At 64.1% G+C, this 22,542-nt stretch carries 14 protein-coding genes and 2 pseudogenes; 15 read left to right on the plus strand and 1 reads right to left on the minus strand.

The window, feature by feature from the left end; translation table 11 throughout:
- Positions 1-15 precede the first annotated feature (15 nt).
- From ftsY to BL8807_RS05195, 4 genes and pseudogenes are all read left to right on the plus strand, one after another.
- A pseudogene (ftsY, locus tag BL8807_RS05180) lies at positions 16-978 on the plus strand (signal recognition particle-docking protein FtsY); the annotation flags it as partial.
- Positions 979-1,295: 317 nt separating this feature from the next.
- Complete coding sequence (locus tag BL8807_RS05185) at positions 1,296-2,585, plus strand: ammonium transporter (RefSeq protein ID WP_072727118.1); 1,290 nt, start codon at positions 1,296-1,298, stop codon at positions 2,583-2,585.
- Position 2,586: 1 nt separating this feature from the next.
- On the plus strand, positions 2,587-2,925 hold the full coding sequence (locus BL8807_RS05190; protein ID WP_072727117.1) for a P-II family nitrogen regulator: 339 nt from the start codon (positions 2,587-2,589) through the stop codon (positions 2,923-2,925).
- A gap of 393 nt (positions 2,926-3,318) precedes the next feature.
- The gene (locus BL8807_RS05195; protein WP_072727116.1) at positions 3,319-5,157 is read left to right on the plus strand and encodes a [protein-PII] uridylyltransferase family protein; all 1,839 of its coding nucleotides are present in this window, start codon (positions 3,319-3,321) and stop codon (positions 5,155-5,157) included.
- A 312-nt stretch (positions 5,158-5,469) separates the two neighbouring features.
- Here the strand turns inward: BL8807_RS05195 and BL8807_RS05200 are convergent, their stop codons facing one another.
- The gene (locus tag BL8807_RS05200; RefSeq protein WP_072727115.1) at positions 5,470-6,849 is read right to left on the minus strand and encodes an MATE family efflux transporter; all 1,380 of its coding nucleotides are present in this window, start codon (positions 6,847-6,849) and stop codon (positions 5,470-5,472) included.
- 359 nt (positions 6,850-7,208) lie between these two features.
- On the opposite strand from BL8807_RS05200, the gene BL8807_RS05205 reads away from it, so the two are divergent.
- From BL8807_RS05205 to BL8807_RS05255, 11 genes and pseudogenes are all read left to right on the plus strand, one after another.
- Positions 7,209-8,120: a carbohydrate ABC transporter permease gene (locus tag BL8807_RS05205; protein WP_094725501.1), complete on the plus strand. Its 912-nt coding sequence runs from the start codon at positions 7,209-7,211 to the stop codon at positions 8,118-8,120.
- An 88-nt stretch (positions 8,121-8,208) separates the two neighbouring features.
- A pseudogene (locus BL8807_RS05210) lies at positions 8,209-9,182 on the plus strand (carbohydrate ABC transporter permease).
- A 93-nt stretch (positions 9,183-9,275) separates the two neighbouring features.
- Complete coding sequence (locus BL8807_RS05215) at positions 9,276-10,589, plus strand: ABC transporter substrate-binding protein (protein ID WP_072726979.1); 1,314 nt, start codon at positions 9,276-9,278, stop codon at positions 10,587-10,589.
- A gap of 130 nt (positions 10,590-10,719) precedes the next feature.
- A complete protein-coding gene (locus BL8807_RS05220) occupies positions 10,720-12,813 on the plus strand; it encodes a beta-galactosidase (RefSeq protein ID WP_072726978.1) in 2,094 nt (697 codons plus the stop codon).
- A 58-nt stretch (positions 12,814-12,871) separates the two neighbouring features.
- Positions 12,872-15,124: an RICIN domain-containing protein gene (locus BL8807_RS05225; RefSeq protein WP_143148015.1), complete on the plus strand. Its 2,253-nt coding sequence runs from the start codon at positions 12,872-12,874 to the stop codon at positions 15,122-15,124.
- 141 nt (positions 15,125-15,265) lie between these two features.
- Positions 15,266-16,336: a LacI family DNA-binding transcriptional regulator gene (locus BL8807_RS05230; protein WP_072726983.1), complete on the plus strand. Its 1,071-nt coding sequence runs from the start codon at positions 15,266-15,268 to the stop codon at positions 16,334-16,336.
- 426 nt (positions 16,337-16,762) lie between these two features.
- Entirely contained in the window at positions 16,763-17,635 is an 873-nt protein-coding gene (locus BL8807_RS05235) for a LytR/AlgR family response regulator transcription factor (RefSeq protein WP_072726976.1), read from the plus strand.
- 8 nt (positions 17,636-17,643) lie between these two features.
- Positions 17,644-18,621, plus strand: coding sequence for a hypothetical protein (locus BL8807_RS05240; RefSeq protein ID WP_072726975.1), 978 nt, complete (start codon positions 17,644-17,646; stop codon positions 18,619-18,621).
- A gap of 2 nt (positions 18,622-18,623) precedes the next feature.
- Positions 18,624-19,691: a GHKL domain-containing protein gene (locus BL8807_RS05245; protein WP_072726974.1), complete on the plus strand. Its 1,068-nt coding sequence runs from the start codon at positions 18,624-18,626 to the stop codon at positions 19,689-19,691.
- A gap of 61 nt (positions 19,692-19,752) precedes the next feature.
- Positions 19,753-21,114, plus strand: coding sequence for a replicative DNA helicase (dnaB, locus tag BL8807_RS05250; RefSeq protein WP_072726973.1), 1,362 nt, complete (start codon positions 19,753-19,755; stop codon positions 21,112-21,114).
- Between the two features lies 1 nt (position 21,115).
- Positions 21,116-22,537 carry a Mur ligase family protein gene (locus BL8807_RS05255; protein ID WP_072726972.1) on the plus strand — a complete coding sequence of 474 codons (1,422 nt, stop codon included), beginning with the start codon at positions 21,116-21,118 and terminating at the stop codon, positions 22,535-22,537.
- The last annotated feature ends 5 nt before the right edge of the window (positions 22,538-22,542 follow it).

The following is a 22,542-nucleotide window of genomic DNA, read 5'->3' on the forward strand; positions in this document are numbered from 1 at the left end:
GCGGAACCGTCCGGGCCCGCAACCCCCGCCAAACCGCAAACGGAAACCCCCGAATCCGTAGGTTCGCGCCTGACCCGCCTGAAGTCGAAACTCGCGCAATCCTCCAATCCCTTCGGCAAGGCGCTGTTCTCCATCCTCACCAAAGACAATCTTTCCGAAGCGGATTGGGAACAGGTCGAAGACACGCTGCTGCTCGCCGATGTGGGCGCCGAGGCCAGCGGACAGATGGTCGACGAGCTGCGTGCCGACGCGCGTATCACCGGCAAAGCCGACCCGAGCGAGGTGCGCGCGACCCTGCGTGAGAAACTCCTCGACATCGTGGGTCGCGACACGGACCGTCGCCTCAACGCGAACAAGCCCGACGCGAACAAACCGTCCGTCATCATCATGGTGGGCGTGAACGGCACCGGTAAAACCACCACCGCCGGCAAACTCGCCCGCCTGTTCGTGGCCGACGGCAAGCGGGTGATGATGGGCGCGGCCGACACCTTCCGCGCGGCCGCGGCCGACCAGCTCGAGACGTGGGGCGCGCGCGTCGACGTGCCCGTGGTGCGTTCCGACAAGGACGGCGCGGATCCGGCGTCCGTGGCATTCGAAGCCAGCGCGCGGGCCAAGGAGGAAGGTGCCGACGTGCTCATCATCGACACGGCCGGCCGCCTGCAGAACAAGGCCAACCTGATGGACGAGCTGGGCAAGATCCGCCGCGTCACCGAAAAGAACCTGCCCGTGGACGAGGTGCTGCTGGTGCTTGACGCCACCACCGGCCAGAACGGCATGGCTCAGGCCAAGGTGTTCGCCGAGGCGATCGGCATCACCGGCGTGGTGCTGTCCAAGCTCGACGGTTCCGCCAAGGGAGGCATCGTCGTCTCCGTGCAGAAGGAGCTCGGTGTGCCGGTCAAGCTCGTCGGTCTCGGCGAAGGCCCGGACGATCTGGCACCCTTCGACCCCGAAGGCTTCGTCGACGGCATCCTCGCCTGACCGGCCTTCCGTCCCCGTCTGTGTTTCATCAGATGGAATGCGACAAATCTCGACAAAATGCCCCGAATCATATTCGAAACATGATTCGGGGCGTTTTTGCGTTCCTTGGAATTCCGCCGTTTTTCATATTACGATCCCTCGCGAAAGGCCCGTAACGAGCCGCAAACGCTTAACACTCGCGTAACTTGTCGTAACGAAATCAAAACGCGTCGGGCGTTCACTGCCAACTGTTAGCCCGTAAGAGCTGCAGAATGAATAACCCAAGACGTCCGACCGGTTGCCCAGCCGGGCGCGAACTTTAAGAGAGGGAGGTAGACATGTTGGATTCCGGAAATACCGCTTGGATATTGACTTCCGCATCCCTGGTTTTCCTCATGACGCCTGGTGTGGCGTTCTTCTACGGCGGCATGGTGCGAGCCAAGGCCGTGCTGAACATGCTGATGCTTGAGGCGGCCGCGCTGTCGGTCACCATGATCATCTGGACCCTGTGGGGCTGGTCCATCGCCTACGCCGGCTCCGACATCGCCGGCATCTTCGGTGATCCGGCCGCCGGCTTCCTGCTGCGCGACTCCATGGTCGCCGAGGACGGCGTCTTCACCGCCACCGGCCTGAACGGCAACAACTATCCGGTGAGCGTGGACGTGGCCTTCCAGGTCGCCTTCGCGATGATCACCGTCGGCCTGATCTGCGGTGCCATCGCCGAACGCGTCAAGTACAGCACCTGGATGATCTTCGTGGCGCTGTGGGTCACCTTCGACTACGCCCCCATGGCCCACATGGTCTGGAACGGCGGTCTGCTTTCCGCCGACGGCGCGATCTCCCAGGCCATCGGCGCCGCGGCCCATGACTTCGCCGGCGGCACCGTCGTGCACATCAACGCCGCCGTCGCCGCGCTGATCATCGTGCTGATCATCGGCAAGCGCAAGGGCTTCGGCACGCAGCCGTTCCGCCCGCACAACGTGCCCTTCGTGATGCTCGGCGCCTTCCTGCTGTGGTTCGGCTGGTTCGGCTTCAACGCCGGCTCTGCCTTCGCCGCCAACGGCACCGCCGGCTACGCCTGGGTGTCCACCTCCGCCGCCACCGCGGCCGCCATGCTCGCCTGGGGCTTCACCGAGAAGATCCGCTCCGGCCACTACACCGCCATGGGTGCCGCCTCCGGTATGGTCGCCGGCCTGGTCGCCATCACCCCGGCCGCCGATGTGGTCTCCCCGCTGTGGGCCATGGTGATGGGCGCCATCGCCGGCGTGCTCACCTGCCTCGCCTGCGGACTCAAGTTCAAGTTCGGCTATGACGATTCGCTCGACGTGGTCGGCGTGCACGGCGTCGGCGGTCTGACCGGCACCGTCCTCATCGGCTTCTTCGGCGAGGGCACCGGCCTGCTGGCCGGCGGCGACTGGCGTCAGCTGGCCGTCCAGGTGATCATCGCCGTGGTCGCCATCCTCTACTCCGCCGTGGTCACCGCGATCATCGCCTTCGCTCTGGAGAAGACGATCGGTTGGCGTGTCACCGAAGCCCAGGAGATCGGCGGCGTCGATCTTGCCGACCAGGGCGAACGCGCTTACGATTTTGCTGGTACCGCCAGCTCCGTCCTCAAGGAGGTGAAGTGAGATGAAGCTCATCACAGCCATCATCCAGCCCCATAAACTCGACGACGTCAAGGAGGCTCTCGCGGCCGCCGGCGTGCACGGTCTGACCGTGTCCGAGGCGAACGGCTACGGCCGCCAGCGCGGCCACACCGAGGTCTACCGCGGCGCCGAATACACCGTCGACCTGATTCCGAAGATCCGTGTGGAGGTATTGGCCGACGACGCCGACGCCGAGACGCTGGTCGGTGTGATCGTCAAGGCCTCCGGCACCGGCACCATCGGCGACGGCAAGGTGTGGGTCGCCCCGCTCGACTCCGTGACCCGCGTGCGCACCGGCGAGACCGGCTCCGCCGCGATCTGATAAGACGTCCGGATTCCTGAGGGATTCGGGCCATCAATAAGACACTATCCCGCGCGCTGCCAGGCATCACGCGGGGATTGTCTTATGCGGGACCGGCGAATCGGCTTTGCACGCCGCTATCGCGGCGGAGCGCCGGTTTCGGATGGCCTATCTGCGTTAGCGGTAGTGGAAAACCAAAGTTGCAGATATCGATCTGTGTTAGCGGTAGTGCCTCTAGGGCTCTACGCCACATACGAGGCCCCATTTTTCAACGGCCAAAGACGGAATAAGGGCAAAGGGGCACTGCCGCTAACGTAGATTGACGTTTGCGGACACCGAAATCCACTACCGCTAACGCAGATAGCTGGAATGAAGGGCCAATGACGGCCAAACGAGGCGAAGAAACGGAAGTGAATGATGTCGGCTGTGGATGGGTTGAAACGGCGGTTCATGGAGATGAGCCAGCCGGATGAGGACGGCGTGTACCGCGACGGCGCTGCGAAACGCCAGGCGCGAACCGCGTTGGCGATGGACGCTCTGCGTGAGCTGTGGCGCGAGGCCTGCGGGTCCGTCTCCTTCGCCGTGCCCGACTCCGGCGTGGGGCTCGCCGCAGTCGGCTCGCTCGCCCGTGGACAGGTCGGACCCAGCTCCGACCTCGACCTGGTGCTGATCTATGAGCCCCACGCGCTGAACGACACCCAAATCAACGAGCTCGCCAACAAACTGTGGTATCCGCTGTGGGACAGCGGTCTTGACCTCGACCATGCGGTGCGCACGCGCGCGCAATGCGCGTCCGTCACCGACCACGACCTGCCCGCCGCCATGGGTTGGCTCGACGTGCGCGCCATCGCCGGCGATGCGGCCCTGATCGAATCCACCGCTGCCTCGATACTCGAACGATGGCGCAAGGCCGCGCGCAAACGTCTGCCCGAACTGCTCGATTCCGCCGCATCCCGTCTGAATGAATTCGGCCGCCTGCCCTATATCAACCAACCCGACGTCAAAGAGGCTCGCGGCGGCCTGCGCGATACCGTGCTGGTCTCCGCGCTCGCCGCTTCATGGCTGGCCGACCGCCCGCACGGCGTCTACGACGAGGCCGTGGAACGTCTGCTCGACGTGCGCGACTGCATCCATCTGGCTGCCGGCAAAGACACGAATCTGCTGCTCGCCCCCTATCAGGCCCAAGTCGCCGTCATGCTCGGTCTGGCTGATCCCACCTGGCCCGAGGCCGAACGCACCGCCTATGCGATCGACGATCTGCAGACGCTGCTGGCGCGCATCGGCCGCCGCATCGCGTTCTCGCTCGACTCCACCGCCTCCCGCGCCGAGCATTCGCTGGTGCATGAGAAGCCCAGATTCTCGTTCTTCCAGATCATGTCTCCGCGGGGCGGCGGGCGACGTGAGGCCCCGCAGTTCGAACTGGTCGCGCCCGGCGTGGCCAAGCATGAGGGCGAACTGGTGCTGGCGCCCGGAGTCGAACCGTCTCGCGATGCCACGTTGGCGTTGCGGGTGGCCGTCGCGTCCGGCGAGACCGGACTGCCGATCAATCCCGCAACCTTGGCGAATCTCAAACAGTGTCCGATTCGCGACAGCCAGTGGACGCAGGAGTCGCGCGCGCTGTTCCTGCGTCTGCTGGCTTGCGGGCCGGAGCTGATGCGCGTGTGGGAGGAGATCGACTTCGTGGATCTTCCCGGCCGGTGGATTCCCGAATGGCTGGGCGTGCGCAACCGCCCGAGCGCGTCGGCCGCGCATCGCTACACCATCGACCGCCACAGCGTCGAGGTGGTGTCCCGCCTGTCCCGATACCGCGAGGGGGCGCGGGAGGCGTATGACGACCGCCATTACGCCGCGCTGCTGCTGGTCGGTCTGTTGCACGATGTAGGCAAGCGCGCGTTCGTGCGCGACCACGCGGCCGAGGGAGCACGCCATGTGCCGGTGATTCTGCGGCGCATGGGTTTCGACGAGGATATCGTGGGCTGGGCCACGCTGTTGACGCGCGAGCATCTCACCTTGTCTGATTTCGCCACCGGCCGCAACCCCAACGATCCCGCGGTGGGGGAGGAGCTCGCCGCGCGGCTCGACCACGACCCCGTATTGCTGGATATGCTTTTCGACCTGACCCGCGCCGATGGTTCGTCGCTGGGGGCGACCGCGGGTGAGTCCATCACCAAACAGTACGGCTGGAGCGCCTGGCGTGAAAAACTGGTGACCGCCATGTACTCGTCAGCGAGGCGAAGTCTCCGCTTGGAATAATGGAAACCCGCCCTTCAGCTGGGCGTGGAGAGTTTGGTGTGTGCGGCTTCTCGGAGGCGGCCGTGTAAAACGATTGATTCGCGAGTTTGGTGTGGAACAATGGCCTTGTCTCGAGAAATCGACACGCCAAACTCGTCATCGCCTTTGATTCGGAGGTCTGGGACGTGTGTTTTCCGCGTTATCGCACGCGGGAATGCTGCCCTGTCGTCATCCTGAGCGAAGCCCGAGGGCGTAGTCGAAGGAATTTCCGTCGGTGAACCGGATGCCTCGACTCCGCCCGGACGCCTCGGCTCCGCTCGGCATGACGAATGGTCACATCCAGCGGTCGGTGCGGGCCCGTGCTCCGTTGAACACCGCGCGAAGGCCGATGAACACCACGTTGATGAGGGCCCACACGGTGATGGTGCGCAGCGCGTCCAGGCTGAGCGGCGCGCCGTCGAGCAGTTCGGCCGAGTCGATCCACGCGTCCAATGCGCCGGCGCCGAACAGGCATGGCAGATACACTGCCGCGGTGATCAGGCAGGTCGCGGCGAGATACCGGTAATCTCCCGCGCCGATCAGAATGCCGTCCAGCGCCCACATCCAACCGCCCAGCGGCAGGAACACGGCCAGTGTGACCATGCCGATGGCGATCAGCTGCTGGATCGCGGGATTCGCGCTGAACAGAGGGGCCGCCAATACGCCGGCGGCGGCCAGCGCAAGGCCGATGATTATTCCTCCGACCAGTCCGGCGCGCGCGGCCGCCGAGGTCATTCGCCGCGCCTCGCCCCGCCGACCCGCGCCCAATTCGGTGGCGACCAGCGCCTGTCCCGCGATGCCGATCGCATCAAGCATGTTGATGACGAAATTCCAACTGGAATTCACCGCCTGATAGGCGGCGAGCACCTGTTCGCCCATGCGTGCGGCGAACATCACCGTGGCGACCATGCAGACGCGTAGGGCCAGCGTGCGCAGGAACAGCGGCGCGCCGTCGCCCGCGCTGCGCAGGATGCCGCCGAGCCGCGGTCGAACGCTTGCGCCGTCCGCCCGAGACCACAGAATCGCCGGCACCACCAGAAACACGCCCATGAACCATTGCGCGATCAGCGTCGCCACGCCGGAGCCGACGATGCCCCAACCGAATCCGAACACGAACAGCAGGTCAAGCACGGTGTTCGCGATGGCGCCGGCCACGGCGGCGGTCAGTGTGACGCGCGCCTTCTGCAGCCCGCGGAAGATGCCGTTGGCCGCGTAGACGAGCAACATGCCGGGCAGTCCGAACACGACGGCGCGCAGGTATCCGACCGCGTTGGCGAGCACCTCGCCGTGCGCGCCCATCGCCCAGCACAGCGGTTCGGCGGCGGCGAACAGCGCGATCGAGACCGCCGTGCCGATGCCGAGCGCCAGCCACAATCCGTCGATGCCCGCTTCGAGCCCTTCGCGGCGTCGGCCCGCGCCGATGAGTTTGGCGACCTGGCTGGTGGTGCCGTAGGCGAGGAACACGCACAGTCCCACGGTGGTGAGGATGATGGTCGAGCCGATGGAGAGCCCCGCCAGCGCGGAGTCGCCGACATGGCCGACGATGGCCGTGTCGATCAGGATGAACGCCGGTTCGGCGATGAGCTGCCCGAATGTGGGGATCGCCAGCGCGAGGATGCGACGGTTGATGGATGAACGGGTGTCGTGTGGTGTCGACGTTCTGATGTGGGACATGGCATCTTCTCCCTGCGCGCAGGTCCGAGACGGGCGAGGCCTCCGCCCGATTTGTCCATGGGCGTCGTCTCCCTGCGTGCAGGTCCGAGAGTAGTTGCTGACGGGATGGAACGCTGTGTTTGTTCGCGTGTCGGACGATGTTGCGCACTTCGAAAAAGTGCGATATAGTTACTTCAACGATGAAGTAAAAAAGAGAAGCAATGTACAAAGTTGACAAAAACTTCTCTGTTTTATCGCTAGAAATAAAGGCTTTTGTATTGGTTGATTCATCTTTAACGATGAATCATGCAACAGGCATATTAGGAGGCATAATGAATGTTCGATCTCACATTGCGGCGGATGAGGGAGGTGGCGTGGCGATGCGCCCATTACCCTCGCATTCGGCGTCGGCGCGTGTGAATCGGCATAGGGCTGATTGGCGTGGTTGGAAGTTCATGTGGCCGTTCGCGGTGGTGTTCGTGTTCGTGTTCATCGTGCCGATCGTGTACGCGGTGTACATCTCGTTCTTCCAGAAGCGCATGGTGGGCGGTACCCGGTTCGTGGGGGTCGATAATTACGTGCGTTTGTTCCAGGATCCGAATTTCTGGAGTTCGGTGGGCCGGGTGGCCCTGTTCACGGTGGTGCAGGTGCCGATCATGCTGTTCCTGGCCGCCGCGTTGGCGTTGGCGTTGGATTCGATGAAGCTGCACGGCGCGAAGTTCTTCCGCATCTCGACCTTCCTGCCGTACGCGGTGCCGGCCGTGGTCTCGACGATGATCTGGGGGTTCATGTACGGCGCGAAGTACGGTCTGGTGGGCTCGTTGAACGATCTGCTGGGCACTGATCTGGACGTGCTGGCGCCGAGCGTGCTGTTGGCGAGCATCGGGAACATCGTGACGTGGGAGTTCACGGGCTACAACATGCTGATCTTCTACAGCTCGCTTTCCACGATCCCGCATTCCCTGTACGAGGCGGCGAGCATCGACGGCGCGTCGGAGTGGCAGATCATCCGCCGGATCAAATTGCCGGAGTTGAAGGGGTCGTTGGCGATCACGGTGATCTTCTCGATCATCGGCTCGTTCCAGCTGTTCAACGAGCCGTCGATCATGGAGAACATGGTGCCGGGCAACGCGATCACGACGTATTACACGCCGAACATGTACGCGTACAACCTGAGCTTCAGCGGCAACCAGAGCAATTACGCGGCCGCCCTGGCGATCGTGATGGCCGTGATCACCATGGCGATCGCGTACGCGGTGCAGCTCAACAGCATGAAGGAGCAGATGAAATGAGCGCGCGGGTTGAACGGGCGAGGACGATCGGGACGACGGCGCGCATGGCGCGCGGACACGAGGGAGGACTGCGATGAGCACGGCGACGATGACGGCCTCGGATCTCAGGGCGCAGGAGCGGGCCGCGAAAAGGGCCGAGAGGGAGCGCCAGAGGAGGGTCGCGCGCGACGAGAAGGCCGAGCGCAAACGGGCCGCCAGGAACGGGTTCGCGAACGTGGCCAACCCCAGGAGGTCGGTGCTGCTGACGGTGGTGTGCGCGGTGTTCGCCGTGTACTGCCTGTTCCCGTTCGTGTACCTGCTGATCAACGCGACCAAGACGCAGGCGGACTTCACGTCCACGTTCGGCCTGGGCTTCGGCGACACGTTCGCCCTGTGGGACAACATCGCCACGGTGTTCGCCTACCAGGACGGGATCTTCGCCCGCTGGCTGGTGAACACGCTCCTGTACGTGGTGGTGGGCGCGGGCGGGGCGACCCTGCTGGCGATCATGGGCGGCTACGCCCTGGCCAAGTTCCGCTTCCCGGGCCGCAGGGCCGTGTTCGCGGTCATCATCGGCTCCATCTCGGTGCCCGGCATCGCATTGGCGGTCCCGCAGTTCCTCCTGTTCGCCAAACTGGGGTTGACGAACACGCCGTGGGCGATGATCATCCCGAGCCTGATCTCGCCGTTCGGCCTGTACCTGATGTGGATCTTCTCGGAGCAGGCCGTGCCCACCGAGCTCCTGGAGGCGGCGCGCGTGGACGGGGCGGGCGAGTGGCGCACGTTCTGGCAGGTCAGCCTGCCCCTCTTGGCGCCCGGGATCGTGACGACCGCGCTGTTCACGATCGTGGCGACCTGGAACAACTACTTCCTCCCGTTGATCATGCTCAAGGACGCCGACTGGTACCCCCTGACCATCGGTTTGAACCAATGGAAGGACCAGGCCAGCACGGCGGGCGGGCAGGCGATCCAGAACCTCGTGATCACCGGAAGCCTGATCACCATCATCCCCTGGTCATCGCGTTCCTCATGCTCCAGAAATACTGGCAATCAGGACTCGCCGCAGGAGCCGTCAAAGAATAAGGAGGTCATACCACCCGTAACCGCCGCTTTCCTGAACAGGCAAAGCAATCGATATCAACCATCAACCGACACCAACCACAAGGAGAATAGACAATGAAGTCCCTGAAGAAAGCGTTCGCAGCGGGTCTCGCCGCCGCCACCATGCTGTCCATGGCCGCGTGCGGCAGCAGCTCGTCGGCCCAAGGAACGGACGAGTCCGACGAACAGATCACCCTGAACGTATGGGCATGGGAGCCCACCCTGACGGATGTGGCCGAGGCGTTCGAGGAGGAGAACCCGAACATCACAATCGAAATCACCAACGCCGGAACCGCCGACGACCAGTACAAGGCGTTGAACAACGCCATCTCCGCTGGCAACGGCGCTCCCGATGTGGCGCAGGTCGAATACTACGCCATCTCCCAGTACGCCCTCAACGGCTCCCTGCTGGATCTCTCCGACCTGGGCGCCTCGGAATACGACGATTTCTATACGCCCGGCACGTGGAGCTCGGTGAATGTGAACGACGGCATCTATGGCCTGCCCATGGATTCCGGCCCGATGGCGCTGTTCTACAACAAGGCGATCTTCGACCAGGCCGGTGTGACCGAACCGCCGACCACAATGGACGAGTACTACGAGGCGGCCAAGAAGATCCACGCCTTGGGCGACGACTACTACATCACCGCGGATTCCGGCGAAGCGTACGTCGAAGAGCTGATGATCTGGATCGCCGGCGGACATCCGTTCAAGGTGGACGGCGAGAACATCGAAATCGATCTGCTGAACGACTCCGGCTATCAGACCTTCAAGGAATACTGGCAGAAGATGATCGACGAGGGGCTGATCGACACCAAGACCGTGCGTTGGTCCGATGAATGGTCCCGTTCCCTGAACGAAGGCACGCTCGCCTCGCTGACCATCGGCGCCTGGATGGCCTCCATGCTCGACGACAACGCGCCCGACCAGTCCGGCAATTGGCGTGTGGCCGCCACCCCGCAGTTCGACGCGGACAACGTCTCCAACGCCGAGGACGGCGGTTCCACGTTGGGCATCATGGCCTCCTCCGACAAGGTCGAAGCCGCATGGAAGTTCATCGACTTCGCCTCGCACAGCGACGAAGGCATCAAGATCCGCGTCGACCAGGGGCAGTTCCCCGCGGACAAGGCCACGCTCGCCTCGGATGACTTCAAGAACAAAACCGACGCCTACTTCGGCGACCAGAAGTTCAACGAGGTGCTTTCCGAAGCCGCCGACACCGTGAACACCGAATGGCAGTTCCTGCCCTACGACGTCTACGCGCGCTCCATCTTCGGCGACTCCGCCGGTCAGGCCGCGGTCGGCGGCACCACCTTCGACGAGGGATACCAGACCTGGGAGGACCAGCTCAAGCAGTATGGCGTCGACCAGGGATACACCGTCCAGTAACCCCCGCAATCCATCCATCCGCGGGCGGATCCCGTCCGCAGGGGCTTGGCGACGGCCCTCTCCTTCCCGTCGCCGAGCCCTTTTCCATCCTTCCCACGGCCGAGGCCGTGACGTATCCGGAGACAGAACTATGACGCAACAGGACGACATCCTTTTTGGCGCCGCATACTATGACGAGTACATGCCGTACGACCGGCTCGATCAAGACGTGGCCATGCTCAAAGCGGCGCATATGAACACCGTGCGCATCGCCGAATCGACGTGGAGCACGCTGGAGCCGCGGCCGGGCGAATTCGACTTCACCCATATCGACCGTGTGCTTGACGCGATGGAGCGGGCCGGGATCAACGTCATCGTCGGCACTCCGACATATGCGGTGCCGAGCTGGCTGACGGCGCGTCATCCGGAGATTCTCGTCCGCCAGCATGCGGGCCTGCGCCGATACGGCCCCCGCCAGGTCATGGACATCGTCAACGAGGATTTCCGTAAGGCGGCGGAGCGCGTCATCCGGGCGCTGATAGGCCATGTCTGCCAGCGCGGGGCGGTGATCGGCTACCAGATCGACAATGAGACGAAATACTACGACGCGCTGAACGACGACATCCAGCAGGCGTTCGTACGGCATCTGCGGGACCGGTTCGATGATGACCTCGATGCGTTGAACGCCGCGTTCGGTTTGGATTATTGGTCCAACCGCATCGACGACTGGGAGTGTTTCCCAGATCTTTCGGAAACCATCAACGGATCGCTGGCGGGGGCGTTCGACCGCTTCCGACGATCCTGCGTGGCCGAATACCTCGCCTGGCAGGCGTCCATCGTGCGCGAATACGCGCGTGAGGATCAGTTCGTCACGCAGAACCATGATTTGGAATGGCGCGGCTACAGCTACGGCGTGCAGCCGTGGGCCGACCATTTCGCCAACGCCGAAGCGTTGGACTGCACTTCGGTGGACATCTACCATCCGACGGAATCCCGCCTGACCGGCAAGGAGATCGCCTTCGGCGGCGACCTGACCAGATCGACCAAAAACGGCAGGAACTATCTGGTGATGGAGACCCAGGCCCAAGGGCAGCCCGGCTGGATGCCGTTCCCGGGACAGCTGAGATTGCAGGCATACAGCCATCTGGCCTCCGGTTCCAATTCGGTGATGTATTGGCACTGGCATTCGATCCATAATTCGTTCGAGACCTTGTGGAAGGGTGTGCTCTCCCATGATTTCGAGCCGAATCCGGTCTACCGCGAGGCCGCGGTGTTCGGCGGGGAGATCGAACGCATCGGCGGGCATCTCGTCAACCTGAGCAAGCGCAACAGGGTCGCCATCATCGTCAGCAACGATTCGTTGTCGGCGCTCAATCGGTTCACTATAGAGACGGGATTCCCCAAGCCGGCCCCCTACGAGGAAGGGGACAGTTCAGGGCTCGTCGCGTACAACGACGTGCTGCGTTGGCTTTACGACGCGCTGTTCGAACTCAATGTGGAGGTGGATATCCTGCCGCCCGACGTTGAATCGGAACGGCTCTCCTCCTATGGGCTGGTCATCGCTCCGGCGCTGTACTGCGTGTCGGAGCGCCTGATCGCCTCGCTGAAGGAATACGTGGGCCAAGGCGGCCACTTGTTGTCCACATTCAAGTCGTTCTTCGCCAACGAGGATGTGACGGTGTGGTGCGACCGGCAGCCGCACGGGCTGGCGGAGGTGTTCGGCATCCGCGTGGGTGAGTTCACCATCCATTCCGACGATGCCGCCCTGTCGTTCGAAGGGTCGTTGTCGGGTCTGGAAGGCGCGCCGTCGACCATTATGGAACTCGTCGAGCCCGCGCAGGGAACGCAGGTGCTCGCTCGCTACGGGCATCCCGCGTGGCGGGGATACGCGGCCGTCACGCGCAACGCTTACCGCGACGGATGGGCGCAGTGGGTGGCGACGATGACCGATGCCGAAACGACCCGCGGCATCATGCGCGAAGCCCTGACCGCCGCCGGCATCGCACAGGAGTCGGACGCGCTCGCCGGAACCATCACCGTCCGCCGAGGCGTCAACGCCCTGGGCAGGACGATCACCTACCTGTTGAACTATTCGCCGAACGAGGTCGCCTTCGCAAGCCCATATGAGGGCGTGGACCTTCTCTCCGACGAAGACGCGTCCGCGCAAGCCGTTCGCGTCGGCGATCGCATCAGCGTGGCCCCATGGGGCGTGCGCATCCTCGAATCCATGGAATCCGACGTGTGACGAGAGGCGTGGTTCGCCACCATCAATCCAAGAAACAGAGAAATAAGGAGGTGCTGCTGTGTCGCAGCCAACCCTGAAAACCATAAAGAGAATAGCCGCCGCTTTCGCCGTGACCGCGACGATGGCGGCGGTGGGAACGGTGGGCGTTTCGACGGCGAACGCCTACACGCCTGCGCCGCAGGTCATGTACGAGATGGACGGTGAGACCGAGCGGTGCAACAAAGGCGGCGACTACAGCGGCTGCATCGTGTACCCCAAAGCCGCCCAGCTGGATAGCGGACGCATCGTCGCCACATTCGAGCGCTCCGTAGGCGACCCCGTCGGGGAGACCCTGCCGGTCTACGCGAGCGATGACGGCGGCGACTCCTGGCAGAAGATCTCCGAAGTGCCTTCGCCTCACGATCTGGAGCCCGACAATCCCGAGTACAGCAAGTACGTGAGCAATTGGACCAATCCATATCTCTATGTGCTGCCGGAGACCGTCGGCGACCTACAGGCCGGCACGCTGCTGCTGGCCAGCGTCGTCAGCGGAGACGACGTGTACTACAAGGAGCAGAAGGCCGCGCAAGGCGATTCGTGGTACAACGGTTCGGACGGTGACCGCAAGGACATGGCCATCGCTTTGTTCTCCAGCGACGACGGCGGCGTGAGCTGGGACGTGCTGGGCATCGTCACCGAAGGAGGGTGGCAAGGCGGCAGCGCCCGGGCCGGAGGCAAGATCATCTCCAGCGAGAACACATACCGCCAGGTGGATCCGGTCTGGGAGCCGTATCTGATGGTGTATGACGGCATGTTGGTGTGCTATTACTCCGACGAACGGGATTACTCCGGGTATGATTCGCAGACCGGCGTGCTCCAATTGGCCGCGGACGACGAGACGGGCGCCGACAACGGCGGACAGGTGCTGGCCCACCGCACCTGGGACGGCACGGCATCCTCGTCATGGAGCGAGGCGGTGCTTGACGTCGCCGGAAAATCGTTCTCCGACGGCAAAATCGGCAATGGGCGTCCCGGCATGGCCAATGTCGTGCAGACCACCGACGGCAAATGGATGATGACCTATGAGGATTGGGGCGGCAACGGTTCCACGAAATACAAGATCGCCGATAGTCCGCTCGAATTCTACAAAGTCGAGGGGCAGGGAACGAACACGAACAATCTTCCCGTCTCGTCCGGCAGCAAATCCCTCGCACAGGGCGGAAGCCCCGTCTTGGTGAGGCGCTCCGACGGTTCGCTGCTGTACAACGCCTCCGGCAGCGGCGATGTGTGGATCAACCAGTCCGGCAGCTCCGACGGCGAGTGGACCGAATACAAGACCACGCTGGGCGGCGGGTACAGCCGCAATCTGACCTGTCTGCAGTCCGGTCGCGTGCTGATTCTGCATACCGGCTTCAGCGGTTCGCTGATCCAGTATGCCGATATCGACTTCGGCGACAGCGAAGGCGACTACTATGTGGTGTCCAACAAATCGACCGGCAAGGTGCTGGGCACGGGCGGCAAGACGCAGGATGCCTCGTTCACCGGAGACGTGGCCGATATCGTCGTCGAGGATGAGGCGGAGGGCGCCGAAACGCAGCTATGGCATCTTCAATCCAAATCCGATGACTCCTTCACGTTCCTGAACAAAAGCGGAGGACGCGCCATGGCGCCATGGGGGTCGGGCTCGCTCAGCGGCAAGAAAATGGCGCAATGGGTCGATGAGGGCACGGCGAAATACGAGTGGACGAAGATCGACGCGGGCGACGGCTATTACCGTTTCCGCAACGTGGCCGACGAGACGTTGTATCTTACCGCGGAGGAGGACGGCAGCGTGCGGATGCAGCCGTTCGATGAGAGCGACGATTCGCAGCTATGGTCGTTGACCAAGTCGCAGGAGCCCGTCGAAGTGGATAAGAGCGCTCTGAGCGCCGCCGTCGAAGCGGCCGAGGCAAAGCGGCAGGCCGATTATACGGAGGAGTCCTGGGCCGTGTTCGCCCAAGCGCTTGAGGCGGCGCGCGCGACGCTCGCCGACGCCGATGCCGACCAGGCGACGGTTGACGGCGCGGTCGAATCGTTGACGGCGGCCATGGACGGTCTGCAGGTCAGGCAGCCGGATGGCGAGGGCGACGATGACGCTGACGGCGATGGCGACGCTGACGGCGGACAGGTGCCCTCCGGTCAGCCCGGATCCGATGACGACGCGACATCCGGAGACAATCAGGGCATCGCCCGCACCGGTGCCGGCGTAACGGCGGCTATCGCGGCGGCGGTGGCGTTGCTGCTGATGGGTGCGGCGGTCGTCTCGATGCGGGTATTCGGCAGGAGCCGCTGATCCCGGCTCGTGGATCGCTCGCTGTGGCGGCGGCTCGGTATGGGCCGCCGCCACATCTTGTAGGAAGTGGAATGTCGACGACCGCCCCCCGTCAAGGAAGTAAGATGAAATCGGAGACGAACGTAAACGATGAAGGTGAATATGGGCGCGCGCAATATCACGATGAAGGACGTGGCTTCGGCGGCCGGGGTGTCCGTGAAAACGGTGTCGAACGTCATCAACGACAATGAAGGGCAGATGAGCGAGCGAACCCGGATCCGGGTGACCGAAGCCATCGAACGGCTGGGGTACAGCGTCAACCATTCCGCCAAGGCGTTGAAGACGGGGCGGACCGGCGTGATCGGTCTGGCGATCCCCAATTTCGACCAGCCGTTCTTCGGGTACTTCGCCGATCTGTTGACGGAAAGCGCCCGCCGCAGAGGGTATGCGATCGTCATCAGCACATTCGGAACCTTTGAGCATCGGGCCGATAGTTTCGCCGTGGCGTCGCGCAAACTCAACGCGGACGGTTGGATCATGTTCGCCGATGAGCCCATCGCGGCCGAATCGCCGCTGTTCCAGCAGGATTACCCATTGGTGATCACCGGCGATTATTCCGCGCACGGGCTATGCGATATGGTCACCATGCCCAATGCCGAGGCGGCAAGGTGCATGACGGGCTGGCTGCTCGACCGAGGCGCGAGGCGCGTCGGGTTCGTCGGCGCGCCTCAGGAGCTGATGCGCGCCGATTCCGACCGTCGGGAACGCGAGCGGCTGGTGTTCCGCGCGACGGAGGGGAATTCGTCGTTGCGGCTGCAGGGGTATGTGCAGGCCTTTCGCGATCGCGACCTTCCCGTTGATTGGGCCCATGTGGCGGCGTGCGAACGATTGACCGGCGGCGACGGCGCGACCGCCGCGTTCGAACTATCCCGCGGGGAGACTTTGCCGGATGCTTTGGTGTGCGCGAACGATGCCGTGGCCATAGGCGTGATCTCCGCGTTGACGAAGATGCATATCGACGTCCCGAATGAGGTCCAGGTCACCGGAATCGACAATCTGCCGGATGGCGTGTTCTCCATTCCGCCGTTGACCACCATCGATTCGCGTGTCGACCAATACGCCGAGCTCGCCGTTGACGCGCTCGTGAAGCGCATCGCGGGCGATAGATCCGCGCCCAGCACGTTCACATCGGGTTTTCGGCTTTTGGAGCGGGAGTCGACGCTGCCTGCATAACCGGTTTTCGGGCGTGCGGGGACGCGGCTCGTCGGGACTCCCGTGGCGTCGCGTCCCTCGCGCTCATACCACGAGTGTGGAAGCGGTGCAAGTCCCTTGTGGGGACGTGTGAGGTTATCCCCAAGTTATGCACCAAGTTATCCCCATTGTGTGGATAACCTAGTGAATTATCCACACTCTTATCCCCATAATGTGGATAACTCACTTTTCTATCCACATTCGTCTCCGCGCGTGTCACTCGGGTGAAGGGGATTTTTATCGGGGGGATGTGTCCGCATACGGTCGTGCGGGCGCGATTATGACGTCAACGTCCGCATACGGTCGTGCGGGCGCGATTATGACGTCAACGTCCGCATTTTTGCCATCCATCACCTCGTTTGATGCAGGAACTCGTATATTCGTAACCAGAGAGCAAAGGGGTTGCCTGTGTATACCTTGGCCGTTGTTGACGATGACCGGCTACAGCGCGAGGCGCTGGTCGATACGGTGAATCGTGTGGGTGCCGAGGTCCTCGGCCCGAACATGGACGTCCTCTCGTTTTCGGGGGTCGGCGAGCTGGAACGCCACCTCGCCGATCGTGCCTCCCGGCGGCTGGATATCGTGCTGATGGACATCGCGTTGCGCAACGGGAGCGGCGGTGATGCGGGCCATACGACCCACTCAGGCGACATGGGCGGCTCGGGCGATCCCAATCGCGTGGGCGATATGGGCCGCATGGGCAATGTGAACGATGCGGGCGACGCGTGCGGCGGCTCTGTCCGCGTGGTCGGCGGCGACCTCGACGCCGCGGCCGGCATCGACGCGGTCCGCCGCCTCTTCCCACCCTCCTGCGGCACGCAGGTGATCTACGTGACCGGACATATCGAATACTGCACACGCGTCTACAACACCGACCATGTGAGCTTCCTGCTCAAACCCGTGCGCGAATCCGACCTGCGCGACGCGTTGGCGCGTGCCGCCGTCCGCCTGCGCGAGGAATCGGAACGTCCCATCGGCGTCCGCGTGGGCAACGCCGAATATTCGGTGACTCCTCGAGACATCATCTACGCGGAAAGCCGCGGCCGCATCTCGCGCATCCATACGGAACGCGGCGTCATCGAGTCGTATCTCAAATTGGACGAGCTCTCCGCGCGCCTCCCCTCGCGTTTCGTGCGCTGCCACAAAAGCTATCTGGTGAATCTGGCGTATGTGTGGCGCTTCCAATCCGCGCAGATGGAGCTGTCCAACGGGGTGACGGTTCCGGTGAGCCAACGCAGGGCCGCGCAGGCGCGTGAGGCCTTCCTCTCCTATGTGAGATAGGCGTCGCCATGGGGCTGGTTTCGCTGTTGTTCGACCCACATACGACGGCATGGCTGCTGGCGGTCAGCGTGGTGTGCATCACGCAGTTCCACGCGCAGATCTGGTTGGTTCCGGTGCGGGTATCGTTCATGCCGGTGCAGTGCGCGCTGTTGACGGTGTTTCTTGCGCTCGACCCGACGGTGCTGTCCGCGTTGGCCTCCGCGCCGTTCGGTCGGTGGCCGTCGGCCGCGCGATTCCTGGTGATGCTGGTGCGGTATGCGCTGCTGCCCGCGCTGATGCTGGTGGTGGTGCCGTATCGTTGGTACCGCGTCGAGCCGCGGGTGCGCGGATTCACGATCGTGCGCAATCTGATCATCGTCGCGGTGAGCGCGCTGCTCACCTTCGGCGCGGTGCAGGCGAAAGCCCTGCTGTATGGGCCGGACGCGCCGCTGGCCGGCGGGGCCGACATCGTCGCCGTCGCGGTGATCGCCGCCGGCACGCTGATGCTGCTGGACACCCTGTTCGTCCAACGGGTGCGCGTGGCCATACTCGCTCGCGCCCAAAGCGCCGATCAGGACCACGACCCGTTCCTCATGTTCTCCGCCGTGCAGCTGGCGGTGCTGTGCTTCACGTTGATGATGGCCGTCACCATATTCCGCGACGCCACGGCTTTCACCATCGCGGCGGATGTGTTGGCCCTCGTGTGTCTGGTGACGGATATGGCCGTCTCAGCTTCGATGTCGCGCGAGATGGAGGCCCGCGAGCATCAGGCACGCAACGCGTTGCTGGAGGAGCGTCTGGACGCGCAGCTGGAGGAGTACGCGGCCATCGCCCATCATGTGAAAGCCGCCGCCCAACGCCGTCATGACCTGCGCAACCAGCTCGGCGCGGTCGAGATATTGGCCCGTCGCGGGGATTTCGCGTCGGCCGCGCGGCATATGGACGCCCTGCGACGTGACTGGCTGGCCGAAGACGGCGCGCTTCGAGACGGCGAGGCCCACGGATGAGCATGATTGATATGGATGCGATCGGTGCCGGTGCGGCACCGTTCGTGCGGACGCTTTGCGGCATCGCGGCGGTGGCCTCGCTGGTGGCGCTGGGCGCGATGATGGTGCGTCTGGTCGCTCTGATGCGCGGATTCCATGTGAGGCGCGTGCTGGTGAACCTGCTGTTTCCGCTCAGCCAACTGGTGTTCATCGCGTTCAACATGGCGTTCGTATGGCTGCGTGTGGACGCCGTCACGCCGCTGCTGGTGCTGGCCGCGCTTGCCGTGGTCTGCGCGGCGGTGGATTACGTGCTGTTCCGCGACCTGTACCGCGCCGAGCAGGACGCGATGCTGCGCCGTCGCGCGGCGATGCTGCGCGCGCAGTTGCGGGCCCAACGGTCCCATACGTCCCGCGCCGCGCGGGAGATGGAGACGGCCCGCGCGCAGGACTCGCTGATCGCCGGGCGGCTGCGTGCGGTGAGCGACGCGGTGGAGAAGGGCGATGCCGATGCGGTGTCGGCGGCGGTCGCGCACACCGTCGGCGCGTTGCCCGCAGGCGCGTCCTATTGCGAGCATCCGGTGGCGGACGCGCTTTTGGCGTTGAAGGTCGCGCAGGCGGCCCGCGCGGGAATCGCCGTCGACCACCGGCTTGAGGTGCCGGAAAGTCTGCCGCTGACCAGCGTGGAGATCTGCGCGCTGTTCTCCAATATCATGGACAACGCGATCGCCGCCTGCTCGCGGCTGCCGGAGGATCAGCGCCATATCGCATTGCGCGCGCGGGTGGCCGCCGGCAATTTCGTGGTCCAGGAAACCAATCCCTGCGACCAGGCGCGCCCTTGCGGATCCCACACCCCCTCGCTTTCGTCGGAGCATGGTTGGGGATTGTCGATTCTACGCCGCATCGCGCAACGCTACGGCGGCAGCGCCGATTTCGGGCTGGTTGACGATCGTGCGGCGTCCGCCGCGGGCGAGGGCGGCGGCCTCGCCGTGCGCGGCGCATCCCGAGACGCGGCCCGACCCGGCGCGGACACGCCGTACCGTTGGCGCACGATGCTGATCATCCCGTTGGACGGGCGGTCCGGTCCGGTCTGAATAAGCTCGTGCCGTGCGGCCCCATCGCCCGCGCCCGACCCATCTTCTATACTGGGTGCCTATGGCTGAAGGAAACGAACGAGACGCGATGTTCGATCGCGTGCCCCCGCATGACGACGATGCGGAGATGGCGGTGCTGGGCGGCATGCTGATGAGCAAGGACGCCGTCGGCGAGGTCTCGCAGATGATCGACGTCACCGACTTCTACCAGCCGAAACATCAGACGATCTACGAGGCGGTCATCGACCTGTTCGCCGCCAGCCAGCCCGTCGACGTGGTGCTGGTGGCCAACGAGCTGCTCAAGGCCGGCAATCTCGAGAAGGTGGGCGGCGCCGACTATCTGCACAGTCTGGTCGCCTCCGTGCCCACGGCCGCGAACGCCACCTATTACGCGGAGATCGTGCACCAGCGCGCCATCCTGCGCAATGTGATCGCCGCCGGCACCAAAATCGCCCAGCTCGGCTATTCGGCCGAAGGGTCGCAGGCCGAGGATGTGGTGAACCTCGCGCAAAGCGAGATCTACGAGATGAGCATGGGCAAGGTGCGCCAGGACTACGTGTCCATCGGCAACGCGGTGCATGACACGCTCGACCAGCTCGACAAAATGCAGAACGGCGAGATTCCCAAAGGCGTGCCGACCGGCTTCCGCGACATCGACGATCTGACCCAGGGCCTGCAGCCCGGCCAGATGGTGGTGGTCGCGGGCCGTCCGGCCATGGGCAAGTCCACGCTGGGCGTCGACTTCGCGCGCTCGGCCGCGCTGCACCACAATATGGCCGCCGTGATCTTCAGTCTCGAGATGAACAAGGTGGAGCTCGCCAAGCGCATCATCTCCGCCGAGACGAACATTCCGCTGGGCGCGTTGGGCCGTGCCGAGGAGATCACTCCGGAGCGTTGGAACACGCTGAACACCTTCTGGAGCAAAATGCAGGAGGCGCCGCTGTTCATCGACGACAGCCCGAATATGAGCCTGATGGAGATCCGCGCGAAATGCCGCCGTCTCAAGCAGACCAACGACCTCAAACTCGTGGTCATCGACTACCTTCAGCTCATGACCTCCGGCAAACAGGTGGAAAGCCGCCAGCAGGAGGTGTCGGAATTCTCCCGTGCGTTGAAACTCCTCGCCAAGGAGATCGAGGTGCCGGTGATCGCCCTGTCGCAGCTCAACCGAGGACCGGAAATGCGCAACGACAAGCTGCCGCAGCTTTCCGACCTGCGCGAGTCCGGCTCGATCGAGCAGGACGCCGACGTGGTGTTCCTGGTGCATCGCCCCGACTACTACAACCATGAGGACCGTCCGGGCGAGGCCGATGTGATCATGGCCAAGCATCGTAACGGCCCCACCGAAACCTTCCATCTGGCCTTCCTTGGCGCGACCTCGAAGTTCAAGGACATGCCGCAGGACTACAACCAGGGGGTGTGAGATGCCTGTGTTCTCCTTCGCCACGCCTCTGATCGGCAAAACGGTGCGTTCGCTCGCCCGCCTCACCCGTCATGGCGGCAGCGCCTTCCCCGGCAAGATCGCCGAGCGGCTCGATCCGGGATTCCTGGCGCGCACGCTGGCGCAGCTGCCCCACGGCGTGGTCCTCGTCTCCGGCACGAACGGCAAAACCACCACCACCCGCATGGTGGCGATGATGCTTGAGGATTTGGGATACAAGGTGTTCACCAACCCCACCGGTTCCAACTTCACGCGCGGCGTGGTCTCCGCGCTGCTGCAGGAGGTGGATCTGGGCGGCCGCCTCGACGCGGACATCGCCGTGCTGGAGCTCGACGAGGCCTACGCCGTGCATTTCGTGCGGCAGGTCAAACCCCGGTACGCGCTGCTGCTCAATGTGATGCGCGACCAGCTCGACCGCTTCGGCGAGATCGACAACACCGCCCGACTGCTGGGCCATGTGGCCGAAGCGACCACAGGCACGGTGGTGCTCAACCGCGAGGATCCGCGCGTCGCCAAACTCGCCGAGCTGGTGCCGGGCGGCACTGAGGTGCGCTACTTCGGGCTCGCGGACGATCTCACGCGGTTCTTCCCCTCCGATGACGAGATGGCCACCACCGTGGCGGCCTCTGCGTCCACGGCTCCGACCGTGTCCTCCGCAGGCCACGGCCTGACCGCCGACGTGACGCTGATGCGGGTGGCCGACCACGCCGCCACGTTCGCGATGGATGGCGAGACCTACGAGACCTCCGTCAAACTCGAAGGCGTATACAACTTATATAACGCCGCCGCCGCGCTGGCCATCGTCAGAAGCGTGGTCCGCGATGCCGGCCAATCCTCCGCCGTTCCGCGATCCGCCGCAGCCCGGCAGTCCGGTCATGCCGGCCGATCCGTCCCCACCCGGTCCGGTACCGCCGCCCGATCCGCCGCCGACAACTCCCGTCTGGTCCGCGCCGTCGCCCGGGTGACCCCCGCGTTCGGGCGCGGCGAGGTCATCGACGTGAACGGTTCGCCGGTGGAACTGCTGCTCGTCAAGAACCCGATGGGATTCCGTCTGTCGCTCGCCTCCTTCGCGCCCGAAGGCTGCGACACCATGATCGCCATCAACGACGAATACGCCGACGGCCGCGACATGAGCTGGCTGTGGGATGTGGATTTCACCAGCCTGCGCGGCACGGGTGTGAGTATGGTCTCCGGCGTGCGCGCGTGGGATATGGCGCTGCGTCTCGGCTACGACGAGGTGCCGGTCGAGACGGTGGAGCCCGACCTCGAGTCCGCGGTAGGCGCGTTCGTGAACGCGAACCCCGGCACGCCGAAACATATGTACTGCACATACACCGCGATGCTCGCCGCGCGCGCCGCCTTGGGCCGCGTCGCCAAGGTCAGCGACGCCGGAGTGGGAAGGTGACGGGA

Source organism: Bifidobacterium lemurum (genome assembly GCF_014898175.1).
In the GTDB taxonomy this organism is placed as follows: domain Bacteria; phylum Actinomycetota; class Actinomycetes; order Actinomycetales; family Bifidobacteriaceae; genus Bifidobacterium; species Bifidobacterium lemurum.

Excerpts from the sequence above, each read along its gene's own strand:
- BL8807_RS05185 (WP_072727118.1), top strand. The coding sequence starts at position 1,296 with ATGTTGGATTCCGGAAATACCGCTTGGATATTGACTTCCGCATCCCTG.
- BL8807_RS05190 (WP_072727117.1), top strand. The coding sequence starts at position 2,587 with ATGAAGCTCATCACAGCCATCATCCAGCCCCATAAACTCGACGACGTC.
- BL8807_RS05195 (WP_072727116.1), top strand. The coding sequence starts at position 3,319 with ATGATGTCGGCTGTGGATGGGTTGAAACGGCGGTTCATGGAGATGAGC.
- BL8807_RS05200 (WP_072727115.1), bottom strand. The coding sequence starts at position 6,849 with ATGTCCCACATCAGAACGTCGACACCACACGACACCCGTTCATCCATC.
- BL8807_RS05205 (WP_094725501.1), top strand. The coding sequence starts at position 7,209 with ATGCGCCCATTACCCTCGCATTCGGCGTCGGCGCGTGTGAATCGGCAT.
- BL8807_RS05215 (WP_072726979.1), top strand. The coding sequence starts at position 9,276 with ATGAAGTCCCTGAAGAAAGCGTTCGCAGCGGGTCTCGCCGCCGCCACC.
- BL8807_RS05220 (WP_072726978.1), top strand. The coding sequence starts at position 10,720 with ATGACGCAACAGGACGACATCCTTTTTGGCGCCGCATACTATGACGAG.
- BL8807_RS05230 (WP_072726983.1), top strand. The coding sequence starts at position 15,266 with ATGGGCGCGCGCAATATCACGATGAAGGACGTGGCTTCGGCGGCCGGG.
- BL8807_RS05240 (WP_072726975.1), top strand. The coding sequence starts at position 17,644 with ATGGGGCTGGTTTCGCTGTTGTTCGACCCACATACGACGGCATGGCTG.
- BL8807_RS05245 (WP_072726974.1), top strand. The coding sequence starts at position 18,624 with ATGATTGATATGGATGCGATCGGTGCCGGTGCGGCACCGTTCGTGCGG.
- dnaB (WP_072726973.1), top strand. The coding sequence starts at position 19,753 with ATGGCTGAAGGAAACGAACGAGACGCGATGTTCGATCGCGTGCCCCCG.
- BL8807_RS05255 (WP_072726972.1), top strand. The coding sequence starts at position 21,116 with ATGCCTGTGTTCTCCTTCGCCACGCCTCTGATCGGCAAAACGGTGCGT.